The sequence below is a fragment of the Chelativorans sp. M5D2P16 genome (assembly GCF_034427935.1).
In the GTDB taxonomy this organism is placed as follows: Bacteria; Pseudomonadota; Alphaproteobacteria; order Rhizobiales; family Rhizobiaceae; genus Chelativorans.
In genome coordinates this window covers 284705-304115 of the sequence record NZ_JAXQNM010000013.1, presented here as the reverse complement: position 1 = coordinate 304115, position 19411 = coordinate 284705, and the positions used below count along the sequence as shown (strand labels likewise).

At 64.9% G+C, this 19411-nt stretch carries 20 protein-coding genes and 1 tRNA gene; 4 read left to right on the top strand and 17 right to left on the bottom strand.

The features are described from left to right. Window positions 1–60: 60 nt before the first annotated feature. The 10 genes from SIN08_RS08755 to SIN08_RS08710 form a co-directional block, all read right to left on the bottom strand. Window positions 61–675: a transglutaminase-like cysteine peptidase gene (locus SIN08_RS08755; RefSeq protein WP_416208036.1), complete on the bottom strand. Its 615-nt coding sequence runs from the start codon at window positions 673–675 to the stop codon at window positions 61–63. Between the two features lie 260 nt (window positions 676–935). Then, complete coding sequence (locus SIN08_RS08750) at window positions 936–2210, bottom strand: polyhydroxyalkanoate depolymerase (protein ID WP_322451182.1); 1275 nt, start codon at window positions 2208–2210, stop codon at window positions 936–938. A gap of 152 nt (window positions 2211–2362) precedes the next feature. Next, a complete protein-coding gene (locus SIN08_RS08745; RefSeq protein ID WP_322451181.1) occupies window positions 2363–2950 on the bottom strand; it encodes a GNAT family N-acetyltransferase in 588 nt (195 codons plus the stop codon). Window positions 2951–2952: 2 nt separating this feature from the next. Then, a complete protein-coding gene (locus tag SIN08_RS08740; protein WP_322451180.1) occupies window positions 2953–3246 on the bottom strand; it encodes a DUF1330 domain-containing protein in 294 nt (97 codons plus the stop codon). Between the two features lie 23 nt (window positions 3247–3269). Continuing rightward, a complete protein-coding gene (gene pyrF, locus SIN08_RS08735) occupies window positions 3270–3968 on the bottom strand; it encodes an orotidine-5'-phosphate decarboxylase (RefSeq protein ID WP_416208035.1) in 699 nt (232 codons plus the stop codon). A 5-nt stretch (window positions 3969–3973) separates the two neighbouring features. Continuing rightward, the gene (locus tag SIN08_RS08730) at window positions 3974–4567 is read right to left on the bottom strand and encodes an NAD(P)H-dependent oxidoreductase (protein ID WP_322451178.1); all 594 of its coding nucleotides are present in this window, start codon (window positions 4565–4567) and stop codon (window positions 3974–3976) included. A 54-nt stretch (window positions 4568–4621) separates the two neighbouring features. Next, window positions 4622–5230: a phospholipid N-methyltransferase PmtA gene (pmtA, locus tag SIN08_RS08725; protein WP_322451177.1), complete on the bottom strand. Its 609-nt coding sequence runs from the start codon at window positions 5228–5230 to the stop codon at window positions 4622–4624. 163 nt (window positions 5231–5393) lie between these two features. After that, entirely contained in the window at window positions 5394–6524 is a 1131-nt protein-coding gene (dnaJ, locus tag SIN08_RS08720; protein ID WP_322451176.1) for a molecular chaperone DnaJ, read from the bottom strand. A 151-nt stretch (window positions 6525–6675) separates the two neighbouring features. Next, window positions 6676–7140, bottom strand: coding sequence for a hypothetical protein (locus tag SIN08_RS08715; RefSeq protein WP_322451175.1), 465 nt, complete (start codon window positions 7138–7140; stop codon window positions 6676–6678). A 131-nt stretch (window positions 7141–7271) separates the two neighbouring features. Continuing rightward, a complete protein-coding gene (locus SIN08_RS08710) occupies window positions 7272–8102 on the bottom strand; it encodes a class I SAM-dependent methyltransferase (RefSeq protein ID WP_322451174.1) in 831 nt (276 codons plus the stop codon). 184 nt (window positions 8103–8286) lie between these two features. Here SIN08_RS08710 and SIN08_RS08705 point away from each other — a divergent pair, with 184 nt between their 5' ends. Then, window positions 8287–9015, top strand: a complete 729-nt coding sequence (locus SIN08_RS08705; RefSeq protein ID WP_322451173.1) for a helix-turn-helix domain-containing protein — start codon at window positions 8287–8289, stop codon at window positions 9013–9015. 412 nt (window positions 9016–9427) lie between these two features. On the opposite strand, the gene SIN08_RS08700 is transcribed toward SIN08_RS08705, so the two are convergent. Continuing rightward, complete coding sequence (locus SIN08_RS08700) at window positions 9428–10960, bottom strand: YifB family Mg chelatase-like AAA ATPase (protein WP_322451172.1); 1533 nt, start codon at window positions 10958–10960, stop codon at window positions 9428–9430. A 113-nt stretch (window positions 10961–11073) separates the two neighbouring features. Further along, window positions 11074–12024 (bottom strand): glutathione synthase, encoded by a 951-nt coding sequence (gene gshB / locus SIN08_RS08695; RefSeq protein WP_322451171.1) that lies wholly within the window; start codon window positions 12022–12024, stop codon window positions 11074–11076. Between the two features lie 172 nt (window positions 12025–12196). Here gshB and SIN08_RS08690 point away from each other — a divergent pair, with 172 nt between their 5' ends. The 3 genes from SIN08_RS08690 (at window position 12197) to SIN08_RS08680 (ending at window position 15356) form a co-directional block, all read left to right on the top strand. Continuing rightward, window positions 12197–13540: a putative bifunctional diguanylate cyclase/phosphodiesterase gene (locus SIN08_RS08690; RefSeq protein ID WP_322451170.1), complete on the top strand. Its 1344-nt coding sequence runs from the start codon at window positions 12197–12199 to the stop codon at window positions 13538–13540. A gap of 173 nt (window positions 13541–13713) precedes the next feature. Further along, window positions 13714–14481 (top strand): SDR family oxidoreductase, encoded by a 768-nt coding sequence (locus SIN08_RS08685; protein ID WP_322451169.1) that lies wholly within the window; start codon window positions 13714–13716, stop codon window positions 14479–14481. Continuing rightward, on the top strand, window positions 14478–15356 hold the full coding sequence (locus SIN08_RS08680) for an SMP-30/gluconolactonase/LRE family protein (RefSeq protein WP_322451168.1): 879 nt from the start codon (window positions 14478–14480) through the stop codon (window positions 15354–15356). The genes SIN08_RS08685 and SIN08_RS08680 overlap by 4 nt, the downstream gene beginning before the upstream one ends. A 3-nt stretch (window positions 15357–15359) precedes the next feature. Here SIN08_RS08680 and SIN08_RS08675 read toward each other — a convergent pair whose 3' ends face one another. From SIN08_RS08675 to SIN08_RS08655, 5 genes are all read right to left on the bottom strand, one after another. After that, window positions 15360–15719 carry a septal ring lytic transglycosylase RlpA family protein gene (locus SIN08_RS08675; RefSeq protein WP_322451167.1) on the bottom strand — a complete coding sequence of 120 codons (360 nt, stop codon included), beginning with the start codon at window positions 15717–15719 and terminating at the stop codon, window positions 15360–15362. 116 nt (window positions 15720–15835) lie between these two features. After that, window positions 15836–15920 (bottom strand) — tRNA-Leu (locus tag SIN08_RS08670). A 95-nt stretch (window positions 15921–16015) separates the two neighbouring features. Next, the gene (locus SIN08_RS08665; protein WP_322451166.1) at window positions 16016–16636 is read right to left on the bottom strand and encodes a 2,3-bisphosphoglycerate-dependent phosphoglycerate mutase; all 621 of its coding nucleotides are present in this window, start codon (window positions 16634–16636) and stop codon (window positions 16016–16018) included. Between the two features lie 29 nt (window positions 16637–16665). Further along, window positions 16666–17478: a 4-hydroxy-tetrahydrodipicolinate reductase gene (gene dapB, locus SIN08_RS08660; RefSeq protein ID WP_322451165.1), complete on the bottom strand. Its 813-nt coding sequence runs from the start codon at window positions 17476–17478 to the stop codon at window positions 16666–16668. Then, window positions 17478–19334, bottom strand: coding sequence for an ABC transporter ATP-binding protein (locus SIN08_RS08655; protein WP_322451164.1), 1857 nt, complete (start codon window positions 19332–19334; stop codon window positions 17478–17480). Before SIN08_RS08655 ends, dapB begins: the two co-directional genes overlap by 1 nt. Window positions 19335–19411 lie beyond the last annotated feature (77 nt).

Here is a 19411-nt window from a genome sequence, read left to right as displayed (position 1 = left end):
CAGCTAGTTGTTTTTCACGCTCGATTATTCCGAATCGGGGACCGAACTTCGGATATCGCGCTACCGCCCCACGGCACCGACCAGCAGGTTGTTCTCCGCCCGCAGGCTCACCCAGCGCCCGGTATGCGTGCTGGCCTGGCGCTTGAGGTATTCGTAGCCGGTCTCGTTCCACAACTTCACCTCATCATTGAGGTTGTCGAGGATGAGATCGCCGTCGCTGCTGCGCAGGGTCAGGACGGCATGCCCCTCGCCGTCGGGCTTGCGCACAACGGTAATGGGGAGATTCGCGAGCGACACGCCGGCCTCGTGGAGGCGCCGGCGCTTTTCAAGCACGTAGTCCTCGCAATCGCCGATACCTCTGTCGGGATAGGTCCAGACCTCCTCCCGGCCGTAGATGTCGACGTCGTTCATCGGCTTCACTGCCTTGTTGACCGCCAGGTTGATCGCCACGATCTTCTTCCTGAGGGCGTCTGTCATCCGTACCGGACCCGTATCGCGCGGATGGATGGCGCATTCATGCGGCATCCTCTTGCAAAACTCATAATGGCCGATCGGCTGCGAAGTCAGCCCGCCGGTGGCCATGAGCGACGCCGCCTCGGCCGAGTTATCGACCGGGCCGATCGCAGTCGCGCAAAATCCGATTGCGGTGAACAATACCGCCCACTTCGCAGCCATAAGCCGCACCCCATGTTCCAATCTTTAATTTCTTTAATGGAAAATTAACGGGTTTTGGGTAGGGACTGTCAATTGTGAATCCGGCGTTTATCCCCGTATGGTTACCGTGCGACGATCCGCGCACCCCCTTTTGCTGATCAGTGTTGCGCAAATGCCAAGGTGCTGAGCCGCTGCAAGAGCGGGCTCATTTTGGGGGGAACGCCTGGCAGCCAGGGGTGCTCCGGTCGGTCTTAATCGTATCTTGAAATGATCGCGCGGCGCTAACGGCTGCGCTTGCGCGGCTTTGCACGTCCCGGAGCGCGGGCGGACTTGCCGTGGGCGGCGATGAAGCCGGTGATCCGCGGCACGATCTCAGCTCGGAACCGCGATCCGTTGAACACGCCGTAATGTCCGACCGTCGGCTGCAGGTGATGCTCGCGCATGTGATCGGGAATATTGGTGCACAGGTCATGCGCGGCTTGGGTCTGGCCGACGCCGGAAATGTCGTCGTTCTCGCCTTCGATGGTCAGAAGCGCGACCGACCGGATCGCGCTCGGGTCAACGCGCTCTCCGCGATGCGTCATCTCGCCTTTCGGCAGCGCGTGACGCACGAAGATGGTTTCGACCGTCTGCAGGTAGAACTCCGCCGTCAGGTCCATCACGGCCAGGTATTCGTCGTAGAAGTCGCGGTGCTTCTCGGCCGAGTCGCCATCATCCTTCACCAGATGCATGAAGAAGTCCTTGTGGGCCGTGATGTGCCGGTCGAGATTCATGCTCATGAAGCCGGAAAGCTGCAGGAAGCCGGGATAGACCTGACGCATGAAGCCGGGATTGGGCCACGGCACCTCCATGATCACGTTCTCGCGGAACCAGTCCGTGCCACGCTCTTCGGCCAGCCGGTTGACCCCGGTGGGGTTGCGTCTCGTGTCCACCGGGCCGCCCATCAACGTCATGGTCGCCGGAAGATCCGGAATGCCGCGCGCTTCCATCAACGCGACGGCGGCGAGCACGGGCACGGACGGCTGGCACACGGCCATAACGTTCGCGCCGGGGCCGAGGGCAGCGAACATCTCGATGACGTAATCGATATAATCGTCGAGATCGAAGCGGCCCTCCACCAGGGGCACCATCCGTGCGTCCGTCCAGTCGGTGATGTAGACATCCGCATGCGGCAGCATCGCCTCCACCGTGCCGCGCAGAAGCGTCGCATAGTGGCCGGACATCGGCGCGACCATCAGGAGCTTCTGGTCCGGCTTGCGTCCGGCCGGCAGATCGCGCGCGAAGCGGATGAGCCGGCAGAAGGGCTTCGTCCACACCACCTCTTCCCGCACCACCACTTCCTTGCCGTTCACCGTGGTGGCGGTGATACCGAACGCCGGTTTGCCGTAGCGGCGGGTCGTGCGTTCGAACATTTCGGCCGCCGCGGCCACCGAACGACCCCACGGCGTGGCGGCGGCGGGATTGAACGGATTGGAATAGAACAGCCGGATCGCGTCGGCATAGGCGCGCGCGGGCTGCAGGGCCGCGTGGTTGAACTCGTAAAGCTGGTAATACATCTCGAAGACCTTTCGGGCGGGGAGGCGCGCGCGGGAGCAGCGGATCGGCGTTACGCCAGCGATCTCAACCCGGCCTAAGCAATGGTCGATAAATCATTCTTATAGAGTAGCGATGATTTGATGCATTGCAATAGAACGGAGGTTCTTCTCGGCTAACTGATTGGTTTTAAACAACATGGAGAAGGAGAATCAGAGCGGTTTCCGTTGCGGCGCAACATCAGGAGTCGCGTTTCGGGCGGAATTCCCGGCGGCACTTCGGCCGCGAACTGTTCGGCCAGGCGGGCGGGCGCTGTGTTGAGGGGGCAGGCGAGGAATCCATGCCGCGCGTAGAAACCTTCATTGAAAGACAGGGCACGAAAGGTCGAGAGCGAAACCCCGTCGAGTTTCCGCTCGGCGCTCACGGCGATGACCTTCATCAGGAGGGCCCTGCCCACGCCACGGCGGCCATGGGCCGGATCGACCGCTAGCTCCCGGAGGTGCAGGAAGCCCGCTATCTGGCGAGTAACGGCATATCCCACAGGGTTGCCGCTGCGTTCAATCGCTACAAGCGTTTCGCCTTCCGTGGCAAGCGCATGAAATTCGGCCGCTTCCATCGGCGAGTCCGGCACCAGCGAGGGGAAGCCGAACCGGCCGAAGAGAACGGAGGCGCGCGCTTCAACTTCTGCCAGAACAGCCGCGTCGGTCCAGGCATAGGCACGGATGCGGTAGCCCGCCGGTAGAGACAACGCGTGTTCCGCCAAAACTAGCCGTCATAGCCGTCGGCGATAATCAGCTCGCCATCGGAAACCGATTGCCGAATGGCTTTCGCTTCCTGGTATTCCGGCGAGTTGTAGCAATCCTTCGCCGCCTGGAAGGAGGGGAATTCGATGACGACGTTGCGCTGGCGTGCGGCGCCTTCCATTGCCTCGAAGGGCCCGCCGCGCACCACGAACCTGGCGCCGTGGCGCTCGAAAGCCGGTCTGGCGGCCGCGATATAGTCCTTGTAGCGCTCGCCGTCGTGCACGTCGACACGCGCGATCCAGTAGGCTTTGGCCATTTCTCCCTCCCGTGTCGGCGCGCTCAGGCGGCCGATTGCATTTCTTCCAGGATCGCCGCGGCGGCGGCGCGGCGGTCCCGTGCCGCGATAACCGGCCGGCCGACCACCAGATGGCTGGCGCCTGCGCGGATCGCATCGGCCGGCGTCATGATGCGCTTCTGGTCGCCGAGCGCGGCACCCTCCGGACGGATGCCGGGGGTGACCACCGCCAGGTCCCGCCCGACGATCCCGCGCACGGCCTGTGCCTCGGCTGCCGAGCAGACGACGCCGCCCATGCCGGCATCGCGCGCCTGGCGGGCGCGGCGCAGGACAAGCGTCTGGGGATCGTCCGCATAGCCCGCCTCCCGCAGGTCCGCCTCGTCCATCGAGGTGAGCACCGATACGCCAAGAAGGCAGAGACCGGAGCCTTCCGCCGCGGCGACGGCCGCGCGCATCGCTTTCGGATAGGCATGGAGCGTCAGCATGGTGACGCCCATGCGGGCGACGTTCTCCACGCCCCTGGCCACCGTATTGTCGATGTCCAGAAGCTTCATGTCCAGGAAGACACGTTTGCCCGACCGCACCAGCGTGGCGGCGAAATCCAGCCCGCCGGCAAAGGCGAGCTGATAGCCGATCTTGTAGAAGCTCACCCCGTCGCCGAGCTCCGCCACCGCCTTTTCCGCCTCGGCGAGGCTTGGCAGATCAAGGCCGACGATCAGCCGCTCGCGCATGTCTTCGCTCATGTCGTTCATGCCTCCAAACGGGTCGAGAGCATGCGCGCCCGCTCGATCAGCGTGCGGCAGACCTTTGTCATCGCCTTCTGCAGCCGCTCTTCCAGCAGATCGCCGTTGTCGTCGAATGCTTCCCTAGCCCGCGGCACAGAGCATTGCGGAGTGATGATCTCGGCCTGGCAGTGCACGAGTACGGCACGCAGGTGGTTTAGCGCGCGCACGCCGGCAAAAATGCCTCCCGATGAGGAGCAGAGCGCCACCGGCTTGCCACTGAAGGCGCGAAAAGGGCGGCCGTCGCTGTCCGCATTGACGCGGCTGATCCAGTCGATCGTGTTTTTCAGGAGCGGCGGAACGGAGGCGTTGTACTCCGGGCTGGCGATCAGCGCGCCGTCGTGCGCGCCGAGCATGTAAGCCAGCTTCAGGGCGTTCTCCGGCACACCTTTTTCACGCTCCAGGTCCTGGTTGAGGATGGGCAGGGGGTAGTCGTCGAGGGAGATGCGCGTGACCTCCGCGCCTTGCAGCGCCAACTCCTTTACCGCCGCGTCGGCCGTCTTGCCGCTGAAGGCGCCGGTGCGCGTAGAGCCGGGAAAAACCAGGATTCGCGGCGTCATTCGGGTCTCCGTTTGCGTTCCTGCCCTGTAGGCCATCGGCGCTTATAACCCGATTCAGGCGTGCGTGGCGCGGCGGTAGATCCAAAGGTGTGCCGGTGGGATGTTTCGCATCACGAAGTCGAAGCGCTCGACCGAGTAGCTGCCGCGCCCGGACGGAAGCGGCGACAGCGCGCCGTAGGTGATCTGCATGATGGGCCGGCCGGCCGGCAGGAGATCGAGCAGCCGCTCGACGAGGTCTATGCGTTGCGGCATCGGGAAATTGAGCAGGGGGATGGCGGACACGACGCAGTCGAAGGTGCGTCCCTTCCAGGGCGCGAGCACCTTGTCGAGTTCGAAGGCACTGCCGTGGACGACGTTGACGTCTGGCAGGTCGCGCCTGAGGCATTCGACGAATTCGCTCGAATATTCGATAGACACGAGGTTTTCCGGCTTTACACCGCGGGCAAGAATGGCGCGGGTGATGACACCCGTGCCCGGCCCCAGTTCCAGCACCAGATCGCCAGTTTCGGGACGCACGACCGATGCCATGCGCCGTGCGGTCACCGAGCTTGTGGGGGCGATGGCGCCGACGGCCTTCGGCTTGTCCATCCAGCCACGAAAGAAACGCAGCTCATCGCCGAACCGGGCGGCTATGGCCTTGCGTACGTCCAAACCTTTTCCCATTCCTCACTCACTTCCTCGTGGCGCGGAACGACGACACTTCGCTCGTCCTCCCTTGCCGCCCTCAGGCGGCGTATCAGCATACACCGGCCCGCCAAAGGTCACGACCTTCCTTACCGCGCGAAACGGCGCGGTTCAAACGATGTTCCACCGCCCGAAGGCCATCTCAGTCGCTGAGCGACTCGAAAAAGTCCTTCATGCGGGCAAAGAAGCCGGTCGACTGCGGACTGTTGTCGCCCGAGGAGATCTTCTCGAACTCTTCCAGCAATTCACGCTGCTTCTTCGTCAGGTTCTGCGGCGTCTCGACGGCGACCTGGATATAGAGATCACCCGTCTGGGGCTGCCGCAGGACCGGCATGCCCTTGCCGCGCAGGCGGAACTGGCGCCCGTTCTGTGTGCCTTCGGGAACCTTCACGCGCGTCTGGGTGCCGTCGAGCGTGGCCACCTCGAAGGCGCCGCCGAGCGCGGCGGTAGTCATCGAAATGGGCACCTTGCAATAAAGATCCGCGCCGTCGCGCTGGAAGAACTCGTGCGGCTTCACCGAAAGGAAGATGTAGAGGTCGCCCGCCGGCCCGCCGCGCAAGCCCGCCTCGCCCTCGCCCGCCAGCCGGATACGGGTGCCGTCCTCGATGCCGGAGGGGATGTTGACCGAAAGCGAGCGCTCCTGCATCACGCGGCCCTGGCCGGCGCAGCTCGGGCACGGGTCCTGGATGATCTCGCCGCGGCCGTGGCATTGCGGGCAGGTGCGCTCGATGGAGAAGAAGCCCTGGGCGGCGCGCACGCGGCCGGCCCCGTGGCACATGGAGCACTGGACGGGCGAGGATCCCGGCTTGGCGCCGCTGCCGGCGCATTCCTCGCAGCTCACCGAGGACGGCACATGGATATGCGCCGTCTTGCCGGTAAAGGCCTCCTCGAGCGTGATTTCCATGTTGTAGCGCAGGTCCGCGCCGCGGTTGCGCCCGCCGGTGCGTCGGCGGCCACCGCCCATCATGTCGCCGAAAATATCCTCGAAAATATCGGCAAAGCCGCCGGCGCCGAAACCGGCCCCGGCGCCGTGTCCGCCCATGCCCCCGTTCTCGAAGGCGGCATGGCCGAAGCGGTCGTAGGCGGCGCGCTTTTGCGGGTCGCGCAGCGTCTCGTAGGCTTCGTTGATTTCCTTGAACTTGCGCTCGGCTTCCGTGTCGCCCGGATTGCGGTCCGGATGGTACTTCATGGCCAGTTTGCGGAAGGCGCTCTTTAGTTCTTTCTCGTCGGCGTTTCTCGACACGCTGAGCGTCTCGTAAAAATCTGCCTTCATGAATTAAAGATCCCGCATGTTGTTCAGGCCGGACACGAGCGTCCCCGATCCGTGCCCGCTATTTAGGTGCTCGGCGCAGCGAATGCCATAGTTTGCCGGATTTGGCCAGAGTCGGCGAATGCGCGTCTGCGCTGCGGTGGATGTGAGGCAATTATCGTCTCTTCAAAGGAGCGGAAACAGGCGACCGGGCCTCGACCACCCGGAAGAGCTGCCACGGCTCGGAAAGCTCAGGCACCACGTGCTCGCCGAAATCATCACCGACGAAGGAAAGGTGATCGTCGCCCGGATATTCCACCAGCGGGGCGCCTGGTATGTACCGTGCAAGCTCGCGCCCGCCCTCGATATCGATGAGCACGTCACCGGTGCGATGCAGCACCAGCGTCGGCGCCTGGATCGCGGGCAGGATCTCCGAGATGACGATCTTGCTCTTCATGCGCATCAGCGCGATGGCCGTGCCGGGCGTGGCCCCCAGCCGCTCGAACTTGCCCCACCATTGCTGCAGCGCCGGGTCGTCGGCCGCGCTTGGGGCAAAGCGGGGCAGGCTCTTGCCCGTGCCCAGTCCGGGATGAGGCCAGCATTCCCAATGGCTCGCCCGAAGGTTCGAAATGCGATCCACAACACGAGTTGGCGGTGAGCCGACCCATTCAGTTGCGGGCGCGTGCCCGCCTTCGTTGAGGGTTGAGTGCAACTCGAACCAGCGGCGCTGCATTCTGTGCATCGAAGGCGGGCAAAGAGACGTCGTACAATCTACGTGCGCCGACAGATCATCTCGATCGGGGCAATTAGCCCGCGTTCCAGGTTCTCGATCATGTTGGCAATCTTCTCCGATGCGGCTGGTCCCATATGAATGTGTATCCCGAGTGGCGGCGGCCCGCTTTCGACCATGCGCGCTCGTATCCGACGGAAGAAATCGAGAGCGAAGTCTCGCCGATTTTCTTCCGCCACCACAACGAAGCCGCCCCGTTCGAGAGCTTGGCGGAAAGTAGCGGGGGTGGCGAGAAAGGAGAGTGCTGCCGTTTCGGCCCAGGGGACCGGGTACGACAGATCGCCGTCGCCGGTCTGCATCACCTCGTAGACCCCAAAGACCCCGTCGGTCTTGAGCACGCGGGCGACTTCGGCGCAGAGCCCCTCCTTGTCCGCAATATTCATCGCGACATGGATCAACATGGCCGCATCGAAGCTCTCGGCATCGAAGGGGAGCGCCGTGGCGCTGGCGATCTTGAACGCCACCTGCCCGGTGAGCCCCACCATACCTGTCAAGCTGTCGGCAACCTTGACATATTCGGGTGTCACATCGACCCCGACGACGCGGCAGCCATAGCGGCCGGCAAGGAAGCGGGCGGGCCCGCCAATACCGGATCCGATGTCAAGGACGGTCACGTCGGCTTTCAGGTCGATCTTTTCCGCAAGATGAACCGTGGCTTCGCGCCCGCCCATGTGGAACTCATCAACCGGAGCAAGATCATCCGGCTGCAGCTTGTCGAGACTGTGCCCTGAAGCGATCAGCCCGTTGCGGATCGCCTCTTCGAGTGAACCGTGGGTCCAGTGCTGAACCACCTCCTGTTCGATCGTCGTCATCTTTGCCCTCCTCTTGGGCCCCGGGCGAATATCCCTCGTCTGTTACGCTCCTGCTTCGCCATGGAACGGCGGAGCAAGTCACATTACCGCGTTCCTCCTTCCAAGGCTCGCATCGAGAAGCATGCGCGAAGAGGGAAATATCTCCAGTCCGGAAGTTGAATCGGTCGGACTGGAGTTTTCGGTTATGATCAGCTTCGATGTGGAGGCTGTCATGGAACACGGTCAGCTTTGTCCTCTCGCCAAAGCCACGGAGATCCTTGCCGAGCGCTGGACGTTTCTGGTGATACGGCAACTGCTCTCCGGCGCGGCCCGGTTCAACGAGATCCGCCGCGGCGTGCCGCTGATGTCGCCGTCGCTACTGTCCCAGCGCCTGCGGCGATTGGAACGGGAGGGTCTGGTCAGGCGGGAGGGGCTGGCTTCCGGCCACCTTTATCGCCTGACCGAAGCCGGCCAGGAGCTTGCGCCCATCGTGCACGGATTGAGCCGCTGGGGCGAACGCTGGGTGCTGGGCCATATCGACCCACGAAAGTCTGATGTTACCGCGCTGATGTGGGCGATGCGGAGGCGTGTCGACCCGTCGGTGTTCGGGCAAGGGCGGGTCACGGTTCAGTTCGAATTCACCGATCAGCCGCGGTCGAAGCGTTTCTGGTGGCTGGTCAATGAGGGCGGCAATGTCGATCTGTGCCCGAAGGACCCCGGTTTCGAGGTGGGCCTTTACGTGCTCACCGATCTGGAGACGATGGCGCAGATCTGGGTGGGCAAGCTGCAACTCTCCACCGCGATCAATGCAGGCCACCTGGAGTGCTCCGGAGACCACGGCTTGCGCCAGGCTTTTCGCTCATGGTTGCTTCTGAGCCCGTTCGCGCAAAAGCGCGTGGCTGAACCGGGCTACCGGTCAAAGGCGCCGGCGTAGCGGTTGAGCCAAACGCCCGCACGAAAAGAAGTCTGGACTCCGCAATGGAGCCAGCCTCTCGACCCCACCTCACTAGGAGTAATTCCAGGAAAGTGGAAGCCGGTTTTCCGTCCGAAGTTGTGCAGAATCAAATGGTTAGATCAGTTCACCGTTTCCGTGAGACGGTGAACTGATCTAGGTTCGCTCCTGCAGTACCGAGCCATTCTCAATTTTTGAGCGAACGGCAAAGTCCCATCCACCCGCGACATTCCAGTGGTGTGGCTACTGTACTTGTCTTTGAGTGCTGCACTTCACTTTCAGATTTGACCCCGGTATGCAGCGGGCGCCGCCTGCCGAAGTACCATAGTGCCTGTCCTCTCACGGCCACCTGCTCTGCTTCGTCCGCGGCCCGCTGCCGGCACGCCGCGACCTTTCACGCGGCATGCGCCAGGCGGTTGCCCGCCACGCGATAGGAGATCGCCTCGGCAAGGTGAATGCGGCCCACCTGTTCCTGCCCGTCGAGATCGGCAAGGGTGCGCGCCACCTTGAGCACACGGTGATAGGCGCGCGCCGACAGTCCCATCTTCTCGCTCGCATCCTGGAGCAGCGACAAGCCTGCCGGGTCGGGCGCGGCGACCTCCTCGACGAGGGCGGCCGAGCAGCGCGCATTGGTGGTCCAGTCCGGCATGCCCAGGCGGATGAAGCGCGCCTGCTGCGCCTCGCGGGCGCGGGCCACACGGGCGGCCACGCTGGCGCTGTCCTCGGCCTTGGCCGGCCGGATGAGGTCGCTGGCCGAGACCGCCGGCACGTCAACGCGCAAATCGATGCGGTCGAGCAAAGGTCCGGAAATGCGTGCCTGGTAGTCCGCCTGGCAGCGCGGGCCCCGCGCGCAGCGATGACCGGGCTCGCCCGCCATGCCGCAGCGGCACGGGTTCATGGCTGCCACGAGCTGGATCTGCGCGGGGTAGCTCACCCGGTGGTTGGCCCGGGCGATCACGCAGGCACCGCTCTCCAGCGGTTGACGCAGCGAATCCAGCACTTGCGGCGTGAACTCGGGGAACTCGTCGAGGAAGAGCACGCCGTGATGGGCGAGCGACACCTCGCCCGGCCGGGCGCGCAAGCCGCCCCCCACCATGGCGGCCATGGAGGCCGAATGGTGCGGCGCGCGGAAGGGACGGCGATCGGAAAGCCGCCCGTTGGCCAGTTCGCCGGCAACCGAGGCGATCATGGAGACTTCCAGAAGCTCCTTGGGCGACAGCGGTGGCAGGATCGAGGGCAGCCTCTGCGCCAGCATGGACTTGCCGGCACCGGGCGGGCCGACCATCAGGAGATTGTGCCCGCCGGCCGCCGCCACCTCCAGCGCTCGCTTGGCGCTTTCCTGGCCCTTGATGTCGGCGAGGTCCGGCAGCGCCGGCGGGGGCGGCCCCATGCCCGCTTCCAGCCGGCTCATCACCTGCGTGCCGCGGAAATGATTGGCAAGCGCGATCAGGCTGCGCGGTGCCAGGATGTCTATCTCGGAGCCGGCCCAGGCGGCCTCCGCCCCGCATTCGTGCGGGCAGATGAGGCCCTTTCCCATGGCGTTGGCGCCGATCGCCGCCGGCAGGGCGCCGTTCACCCGCGCCACCGAGCCGTCGAGCGCCAACTCGCCGAGCACGACATAGCCGCCCAAGGAATCTCCCGGGATCGCTCCGAGCGCGGCCATCAGGCCGAGCGCGATCGGCAGGTCGTAGTGGCTGCCCTCCTTGGGCAGGTCCGCCGGGGCCAGATTGACCGTCACCTTCTTCGGCGGCATGGAGAGGCCGGAAGCGTGAAGCGCCGCCTGCACCCGCTCGCGGCTTTCGGCCACCGCCTTATCCCCCAGGCCGACGATCTGCATCCCCATCTTGCCGGGCGCGACCATCACCTGCACATCGACCGGAACGGTCTCGATCCCCTCGAAGGCGATCGTGCGCACATGCGAAACCATGCAATCCCCCCGCCATAACGGCGCCCGCGATGGTTGAACGAACTCACGATCCGCACACAAGCACAGATTGCGATCCCGTTCAAGAACATTTCACGAACAGGCTCTGCCCGGGATCAGCTTTTCCGGGCGCGCCGCTCCTCCACCGCGTCCCAGAAGAGGGCGGCGATGTCGGCGCCGCCGAACCTCTGCACCTCGCGCACGCCCGTCGGCGAAGTGACGTTGATCTCGGTCAGCAGTCCGCCGATGACGTCGATGCCCACGAGGACGAAGCCGCGTTCCTTGAGGGCCGGGCCGATGCGGGCGCAGATCTCGCGCTCCCGATCGGTGATCTCGGTCGGCTCGGCGCGGCCGCCCGCATGCATGTTGGAGCGCGAATCGTGCTCGGCCGGCACCCGGTTGATGGCGCCCACGGGCTCGCCTTCGATAAGGATGATGCGCTTGTCGCCGCCGCGCACCTCGTTCAGATAGCGCTGCACGATAAAGGGCTCGCGGAAGGTCTGGGTGAACAGTTCGAGCAGCGAGCCGAGGTTGCGGTCGGCCTCCAGCATGTGGAAAATGCCGGCACCGCCGTTGCCGTAGAGCGGCTTGATGATGATGTCGCCGTGCTCCTCGCGAAAGGTGTCGACCGCGGCCGGATCGCGCGTGATCAGCGTGTCGGGCATCAGATCGGCGAACTCGGTGACGAAGATCTTTTCCGGGCTGTTGCGCACCCAGGCCGGGTCGTTGACGACCAGCGTCTGCGGGTGGACACGCTCCAGCATGTGGGTGGTGGTGATGTAGTGCATGTCGAAGGGCGGGTCCTGGCGCAACAGCACCACGTCCATCTGCGCAAGCTCCGTGCGCACGGGCGTGCCGAGCGTGAAGTGATCGCCCTGGCGCTCGCGCACCGTCATTTCCTCGAGCCCGGCGAAGATCTCGCCGCCCCACTGCGACAGGCGGTCCGGCGTGTAGTGGAAGAGCCTGTGGCCGCGGCGCTGCGCCTCCAGCGCCAGCGCGAAGGTGGTGTCGCCGGTGATCGAGACCGTGGAGACGTGGTCCATCTGGAAAGCGACGTCGAGGGGCATCGTGCGGGTCACTCCTTGAACTCTGGCGGCAGATGACGTCGCCCGGCTTCGGCTGTCAAGCCGCCGGTGACGGCCGAACAGGTTGCGCGACAAATAGTACTGTATGTTACCATTCCTAAAGACTTTGAAGGGCATTCTCGCCTAAACCTTTGCCACAAAAAGGAAAAGAATTATGTCGTCCGGGCCGTTTACGAGGCATCGTCTCAACGGGTGCGAGGAGGATGGCGCCTTCACCGACCCGCTGACGGGGCTGGGCAACGCGCGCCGTTTCGTCGACAAGGTCAACCGGCTCATCTCCGACCGGGCCGACGACCCGGCGCCCTTCGCCGTCGGTGTACTCGACCTTGACGGGTTCAAGCCGATCAACGATCTGTTCGGGCGCAAGGCGGGCGACGAGATTCTGCAACAGGTTGCCATGCGCCTGCGCGCCGCCATGGACGAGCATGCCGTCGTCACCCGCATCGGCGCGGACGAGTTCGCCTTCCTCTGCCCGATGATCTTCAACGAGCAGGCGGCCATCGAAAAGGCGAAGATGCTGATCGAGGTTCTTTCGGCGCCCTACGGGGTGGACCACCGGACGGCGCGTCTTTCGGCATCCGCCGGCTGCTCGCTTTTTTACTCGGAGGAAGACACGACCGATCTCCTGTTGAGCAAGGCGGAGACGGCTCTTTATCAGGCCAAGCGCGCCGGCCGCGGCAAGGTGATGGCATACACGCGCGAAATGGAGGAGGCGGCCAAGCGTGTCACCCGCATCGAGCAGGCCCTGCGCCGCGCCGTTGCCGCCGGCGAGGTGGAGCCGCATTTCCAGCCGATCGTCGATCTCGCCACGCGCCGCACCGTCGGCTTCGAGACCCTGGCACGGTGGCATGACGGCGATCTCGGCCTGGTCTCGCCCGAGGTCTTCATTCCGATCGCCGAGGAACGCGGCATCATCGGGCAGCTTTCCCAGCTCGTGCTGCGCAAGGCGACCGAGGCGGCGCGCGATTGGCCGGACGATCTGTTCCTGTCCTTCAACCTTTCGCCCTCGCAACTGGTCGATCACAACACCGGACTGCAGATCCTGGCCATCCTGGAATGCACCGGATTCGACCCGCGCCGCCTGGAGATCGAGATCACCGAGACCGGCCTGATGTCCGACCCGGCTTCGGCGGAAAAGATCATCGGCGACCTGCGGCGCGTGGGAATCCGCGTCTCCCTCGACGATTTCGGCACCGGCCAGTCGAGTCTCGGGCGGCTGCGCGACTTTCCTTTCGACAAGCTCAAGATCGACCGCGGCTTCGTCGCGTCGATTCTCGAGGACCGCCCCTCCGAGCACATTATCCGCGCCATCCTGGCCATGTGCGAAGGGCTCGGCATGGATGTGGTCGCCGAAGGCATCGAAGACGAGGCTCAGGCGCTGCGACTCGTCGAATTCGGCTGCACGGGCGGCCAGGGCTATCTCTTCGGCAGGCCGCGCGACGCCGAGGAGACGCTCGACATTCTTCGCAGTTTCGATCAGCCCGCCAGAACCCAGTAAACTGCAACCAGGCGGGCCCGGCCGCGTTTCGAGCAATTCCAGGAAAAGTGGAAGCCGGTTTTCCGTCCGGAATTGCGTGGAATCTGATCTGGAGCCGAGCCGCCGGCCGTGCTGACGGCCCTTGGCCGCTGTCGCCGGTTGCGGCTATGCTCCGCCGAAAAGGAGCATATCCTATGATGCCCATCCAAGGTCTCCCCGACCTCGAAGACGCGTCCGTCCTGATCACCGGTGGCGGCTCCGGGATCGGCGCCGCCCTGACAGAGGGCTTTCTGCGCCAGGGCGCGCGCGTGGCCTTTATCGACATCGCCGTGGAGGCGAGCCGCGCGCTGTGCGACCGCCTGGAAGAGGATCTGGAACGCCGGCCGCTTTTCCTTCACGCCGACCTGCGTGACATTGGAGCCTTGCGTGCGGCGGTGTCGGAAGCGGAGAGGGCGCACGGCTCCGTTGCGGTGCTCGTCAACAATGCCGCCTGGGACGACCGCCATGCGATCGAGGACGTCACGCCGGAATACTGGGACGACAACCAGGCGATCAACCTGCGTCCGCAATTCTTCGCCGTGCAGGCGGTGGTGCCGGCCATGAAGGCGGCCGGGCGCGGGGCAATCGTCAATTTCACCTCCATCTCCTACATGATCAACCAGGGCGGGATGCCGGCCTATTCGGCCGCCAAGGGCGGCATCGTCGGACTTACGAAGGGCCTGGCGGGCGCCCTCGGCCCGCACGGCATTCGCGTCAATGCGATCGCGCCTGGCTGGGTGGTGACGGAGCGGCAGAAGACGCTCTGGGTGACCGAAGACGCCCTCGAGAGCCACATCGAACGGCAATGCCTCAAAAAGACGCTTCAGCCCGAAGACATGGTGGGGCCGTGCCTCTTTCTTGCCTCCGGCCTTTCGCGCATGATGACGGCACAGACGATCATCGTCGATGGAGGGCTGTTATGAGCGATGTTCCGGTCTCGATCCTTTCGGACGTGGCCTGCCATCTGGGCGAGGGCCCGACCTACGATCCGCACGCCGATACGCTGTTCTGGTTCGACATTCTCGAACGCAAGCTCCTGGAGCTGCCCTATCCCGGCGGCCAAACCCGCATTCACGACCTTCCCGTCATGGCGAGCGCCCTTGCCGCGGTGGACGAGAAGCGACAGCTCCTGGTGACGGAGACCGGCCTTCAGCTTCGCGAGCGCGATTCAGGAGCGCTCACCATGCATGTCGAGGTGGAGGCGGACCGCGAGAACACCCGTTCCAACGATGCCCGCGTGCATCCCGCCGGGGCCCTGTGGTTCGGCACCATGGGCAAGGCGGCTCAGGAGCAGGCCGGCGCCATATACTGGTTCTTCAAGGGCGAGGTGCGCCGGCTGTTCTCCCACATCACCATCCCCAATTCGATCTGCTTTTCGCCCGACGGGGCGATCGGCTATTTCGCCGACACGCACGAGAACCGCCTCTATCGCGTGGCTTGCGATCCGGAGACCGGCCTGCCCGTGGACGACCCGGTGCTCACCCTGGAAGGAAACGAGATACCCGGCGGCATCGACGGCTCCGTGGTGGACGCCACGGGCACCCTGTGGAATGCGCGCTGGGGCGGTGGGCGGCTCGATGCGCTGACCTCCCGCGGCGAGCTCATTCGCAGCATCCAGCTGCCGGCGCGGCGCGCCACCTGCCCGGTGTTTGTCGGCCCGGGGGCCGACCGCCTCGCGGTCACCTCTGCCTACGAAGGCCTCGATGAGGATGCCCGCCGGGCCGATCCCGACGCCGGCAAGACCTTCCTGGTCGAGCTTGAGGTGGAAGGCCGGTTCGATCCGCCCGTGCTTCTGTGACGGTCAGTCGAGCTGCTCCAGGCAGATCTTGGTGTGGCCGGCCCTGAGAAAGCCCAGCTTGGCAGCCGCCGCCTTGGAAAGATCGAGAATGCGCCCGCCGACGAATGGGCCGCGGTCGTTGATGCGCACGGTCGCGGCCCGGCCGTTGCGCCTGTTCACCACCCGCACCTTCGTGCCGAAGGGCAGCTTGCGATGCGCGGCGGTCATGGCGGCGGGGTTCATGCGCTCGCCCGAGGCGGTCTTGGAGGTCAGCGCATACCAGGAAGCGCTGCCGCACTGGGCGTGAGTTGTCGCGGGAAGGAGGGTGAAAAAGGTAAAAGCGATCGCTGCCGGCGCGGCGCGCCGTCCGGCGTTTTTCCTCATCGGTCTGACGTCCCTTGCTATTGTTGTATGGGAGCAGCGTAGCCGCGAAATGGGGCAGGGGGACGGCAGGAGCGCGGCGTTCCGGCGGCCCTGCAATCAGTTCTGACGGGAAAGGATGGTGCCCAGGAGAGGACTCGAACCTCCACGCCTCGCGGCACACGGACCTGAACCGTGCGCGTCTACCAATTCCGCCACCTGGGCTAGGTGCGCAGCCGATGTAAGCGGCTCGGCCTGCCGTGTCAACGCGGTTTCGCGATTTTCGCGACAGGCGAGGCCGAACGCCGTGGCTCTGCGCCTCAGTCCTCCAGCACTTCCTTCGAGGCGACGGTGGAGTCGGCGTTGAGGCAATAGACAATGGGCACGCCGGTGGCGATCTCGTTTCTGACGATCTCCTCGCCCGAAAGCCCGTCGAGCACCATGACGAGGGCGCGCAGCGAGTTGCCGTGGGCGCTCACCAGCACCGTCTCCCCGCGCAGGACATGCGGCTGGATGACGCGCATATAGTAGGGCCAGACCCGGGCACCGGTGTCCTTCAGGCTTTCGCCGCCGGGCGGTTGCACGTCGTAGGAACGTCGCCAGACGTGCACCTGCTCCTCGCCCCATTTTTGGCGCGCGTCGTCCTTGTTGAGGCCGGAGAGGTCGCCGTAATCGCGCTCGTTCAACGCCTGGTCGCGGATGGTCTCGAGCCCCTCCTGCCCAAGCTCGACGAGGATATGGTCGTTGGTCACCTGGGCGCGGGAAAGGACCGAGGTGAAGGCGATATCCGGCTTCAGCCCGCGTGCCTTGATCCTGCGGCCGGCAGCCTTCGCCTCCTCATGCCCCTTCTCCGTCAGCCCCGGGTCGCGCCAGCCGGTGAAAAGGTTCTTCAGGTTCCATTCGCTCTGGCCGTGTCGGACGAGTATCAGCGTTCCGGACATGATGTTTCCTCTGTGGTGGATGAAAGGGATCAGGCGAGGCCGAGGACGTCGCGCATGGAGTAGAGTCCGGGTTTTTGCCCTCGTCCCCACAGCGCGGCCTTGACCCCGCCGCGGGCGAATATGGCGCGGTCGTCGGCGTGGTGGGACAGAACGATGCGCTCGCCCGTGCCGGCGAGGATTACCGAATGCTCGCCCACCACCGAGCCGCCGCGCAGCGTGGCAAAGCCGATCGATCCTTCAGCACGCGGCCCGGTATGCCCGTCGCGCACGCGGACACTCTCCCTGGAGAGATCCACGCCGCGTCCGCTGGCGGCCGCCTCGCCCAGAAGCAGTGCGGTGCCGGAGGGCGCATCCACCTTGTGGCGGTGGTGCATTTCCAGGATTTCGATATCGAAATCGTCCGCCTCCAGCGCCTTCGCCGCCTGTTCGACGAGGATGGACAGAAGATTGACCCCAAGACTCATATTGCCCGACTTGATGATGGTGGCGTGGCGTGCGGCGACCGCGATCGCCCTTTCCTCCTCATCGGAGAAGCCCGTGGTGCCGATCACGTGGACGATCCGCGCCTGTGCGGCGTAGCCGGCAAACGCGACCGTCGCTTTCGGCGCGGTGAAGTCGAGCACGCCGTCGGCCTTTGCGAAGACCGGCAGGGGATCGTCGCTGATCTCCACATTGACGATGCCGATGCCGGCCAGCTCGCCGGCGTCCTTGCCGAGGTGGGGCGAATCGGGGCGCTCGATGGCGCCGGCCAGCCGCACCCCGTCCATCGTATGGACGGCGCGGATGAGTGTCTGGCCCATGCGCCCGCCGGCGCCGACCACCACAAGACCCATTTCCTGCATCAGCGGCTCTCCTCGCTCGTCGCTTCGTCGGTGGCTTTCCTCATGCGCCCCTCGTCGACTGGCGCGTCGCCCAAAAGGTCGTCCGTCTTCTGCGTCTGCATCCGGTAGAACCGTGCATAGACGCCGTGCGGCTTCCTGATGAGCGTACGGTGCGTGCCCTGCTCGACCAGCCGGCCCTCTTCGAGCACGATGATCCGATCCGCGTTGATGACGGTCGACAGGCGGTGCGCGATGACCAGCGTGGTGCGGGTCTTCATAACCCGCTCCAGCGCCTGCTGCACCTTGGCCTCCGATTCGTTGTCGAGGGCCGAGGTGGCTTCGTCGAGGAGCAGGATGGGCGCGTTGCGCACGATGGCGCGGGCGATGGAGAGGCGCTGGCGCTGTCCGCCGGAAAGCGTGGCCCCGTTCTCGCCCACCGGCGTGTCGTAGCCGTCGGCCTGCTGGAGGATGAACTCCTCCGCATTGGCAAGCTTCGCCGCCTCCTCGATCTCGGCGTCCGTCGCATCGGGACGGCCGTAGCGGATGTTGTCACGAATGGTCCCTTCGAAGAGGTAGGGATGCTGCGAGACATAGGCGATCGCCGAGCGCAGCGACCGTTTGGTGACCCGGGAAATGTCCTGTCCGTCGATGGTGATTGTGCCGTCTTCCAGGTCGTAGAAGCGCTGCAACAAGGAAAACAGCGTCGACTTGCCCGCGCCCGAGGGGCCGACGATGGCCGTGGTCTTGCCCGCCTTCGCCTCGAAGCTCACCCCCTGCAACACGGGCATATGCTCGGCATAGGAAAAGCGGACCTTGTCGAAGAGGATGTCGCCCTGCTTCACGTTGAGCAGTTCCGCCCCGCGGGCATCCCCCTGCCGCGGCTCGAGGTCGAGGATTTCATAAATCATGCGCGCGTTCACCAGCGCGCGCTCTATGCTCACCTGCACGCGGGCGAGCTTGCGCGCCGGGTCGTAGGCCAGAAGCAGCGCCGTGATGAACGCGAAGACCGATCCGGGCGGCTCCGCGGACGTGGCCGCGCGCCAGCCGGCGTAGGCGATGACGGCGGCGATCGCGAAACCCGCCAGAATCTCGGTGATCGGCCCCAGCCGCTCCGAAACGCGGGCAATCTTGTTGGAGCGTGCCTCCGCACGCTGAATGAGCCCGCCCATCTTGTCCGCCAGCACCTCCTCCATGGTGAACGCCTTGACGATGGCGATCCCCTGTACGGATTCCTGCATGGCCCCGAGCAACCGGGAGTTGATCTCCACCGCCTCGCGCGTGATGCGCCTGAGCCGGCGCATCAGGTAATTGACGGTGTAGACGAGGGGTGGGCCGATGATGAGCGCGATCAGCGAAAGCAGCGGATCCATCCATACCATCACCGCGACGAGGCCGATCAGCGAGACGACATCGCGGGCGACGGCGGCGAGCGTCATGTTGAGCAGGTCACGGATGCCGGTGACGTTCTGACTGATCTGCGCCGCCAGTTGGCCGGAGCGGGTCGCGGTGAAGAACCCGATGTCGAGCCGCATGAGCTGTTCGAAGATGCGGCGCTGATAGCGGGCGACCAGATTGTTGCCCACTTTCGCCAGAAGCACTGCCTGGCCATAGGTGGCGAAGCCGCGTATGGTAAAGGCGAGGATGATCGCCCCGGAGATCCAGCCGACCAGTCCCCAGCGCTGTTCGTAAAAGACCTCGTCGATGATGTCGCGCATGATCCATGCGCTGAAGGCGGTGGTCCCGGCGATCGCCAGCATGCATACGGCCGCCAGGCTGTATTGCGGGATGAAATCCCGCCCGTTTTCCGCCAGGACACGGCGGATGACCGCAATCACCTCGCCGGGTTCGGGTGGAGTTTTGCTTTGCTTGCCGAGCAATTGACATCCGTCGTGGCTGCGGCGGCCGGCGGCCGCCCGTTATCGGGTGAGGCTATGCCTTATCGGCCGGACGCATG

Excerpts from the sequence above, each read along its gene's own strand:
- SIN08_RS08755 (WP_416208036.1), bottom strand. The coding sequence starts at position 675 with ATGGCTGCGAAGTGGGCGGTATTGTTCACCGCAATCGGATTTTGCGCG.
- SIN08_RS08750 (WP_322451182.1), bottom strand. The coding sequence starts at position 2,210 with ATGTATTACCAGCTTTACGAGTTCAACCACGCGGCCCTGCAGCCCGCG.
- SIN08_RS08740 (WP_322451180.1), bottom strand. The coding sequence starts at position 3,246 with ATGGCCAAAGCCTACTGGATCGCGCGTGTCGACGTGCACGACGGCGAG.
- pyrF (WP_416208035.1), bottom strand. The coding sequence starts at position 3,968 with ATGAGCGAAGACATGCGCGAGCGGCTGATCGTCGGCCTTGATCTGCCA.
- SIN08_RS08730 (WP_322451178.1), bottom strand. The coding sequence starts at position 4,567 with ATGACGCCGCGAATCCTGGTTTTTCCCGGCTCTACGCGCACCGGCGCC.
- pmtA (WP_322451177.1), bottom strand. The coding sequence starts at position 5,230 with ATGGGAAAAGGTTTGGACGTACGCAAGGCCATAGCCGCCCGGTTCGGC.
- dnaJ (WP_322451176.1), bottom strand. The coding sequence starts at position 6,524 with ATGAAGGCAGATTTTTACGAGACGCTCAGCGTGTCGAGAAACGCCGAC.
- SIN08_RS08710 (WP_322451174.1), bottom strand. The coding sequence starts at position 8,102 with ATGACGACGATCGAACAGGAGGTGGTTCAGCACTGGACCCACGGTTCA.
- SIN08_RS08705 (WP_322451173.1), top strand. The coding sequence starts at position 8,287 with ATGATCAGCTTCGATGTGGAGGCTGTCATGGAACACGGTCAGCTTTGT.
- SIN08_RS08700 (WP_322451172.1), bottom strand. The coding sequence starts at position 10,960 with ATGGTTTCGCATGTGCGCACGATCGCCTTCGAGGGGATCGAGACCGTT.
- gshB (WP_322451171.1), bottom strand. The coding sequence starts at position 12,024 with ATGCCCCTCGACGTCGCTTTCCAGATGGACCACGTCTCCACGGTCTCG.
- SIN08_RS08690 (WP_322451170.1), top strand. The coding sequence starts at position 12,197 with ATGTCGTCCGGGCCGTTTACGAGGCATCGTCTCAACGGGTGCGAGGAG.
- SIN08_RS08685 (WP_322451169.1), top strand. The coding sequence starts at position 13,714 with ATGATGCCCATCCAAGGTCTCCCCGACCTCGAAGACGCGTCCGTCCTG.
- SIN08_RS08680 (WP_322451168.1), top strand. The coding sequence starts at position 14,478 with ATGAGCGATGTTCCGGTCTCGATCCTTTCGGACGTGGCCTGCCATCTG.
- SIN08_RS08675 (WP_322451167.1), bottom strand. The coding sequence starts at position 15,719 with ATGAGGAAAAACGCCGGACGGCGCGCCGCGCCGGCAGCGATCGCTTTT.
- SIN08_RS08665 (WP_322451166.1), bottom strand. The coding sequence starts at position 16,636 with ATGTCCGGAACGCTGATACTCGTCCGACACGGCCAGAGCGAATGGAAC.
- dapB (WP_322451165.1), bottom strand. The coding sequence starts at position 17,478 with ATGCAGGAAATGGGTCTTGTGGTGGTCGGCGCCGGCGGGCGCATGGGC.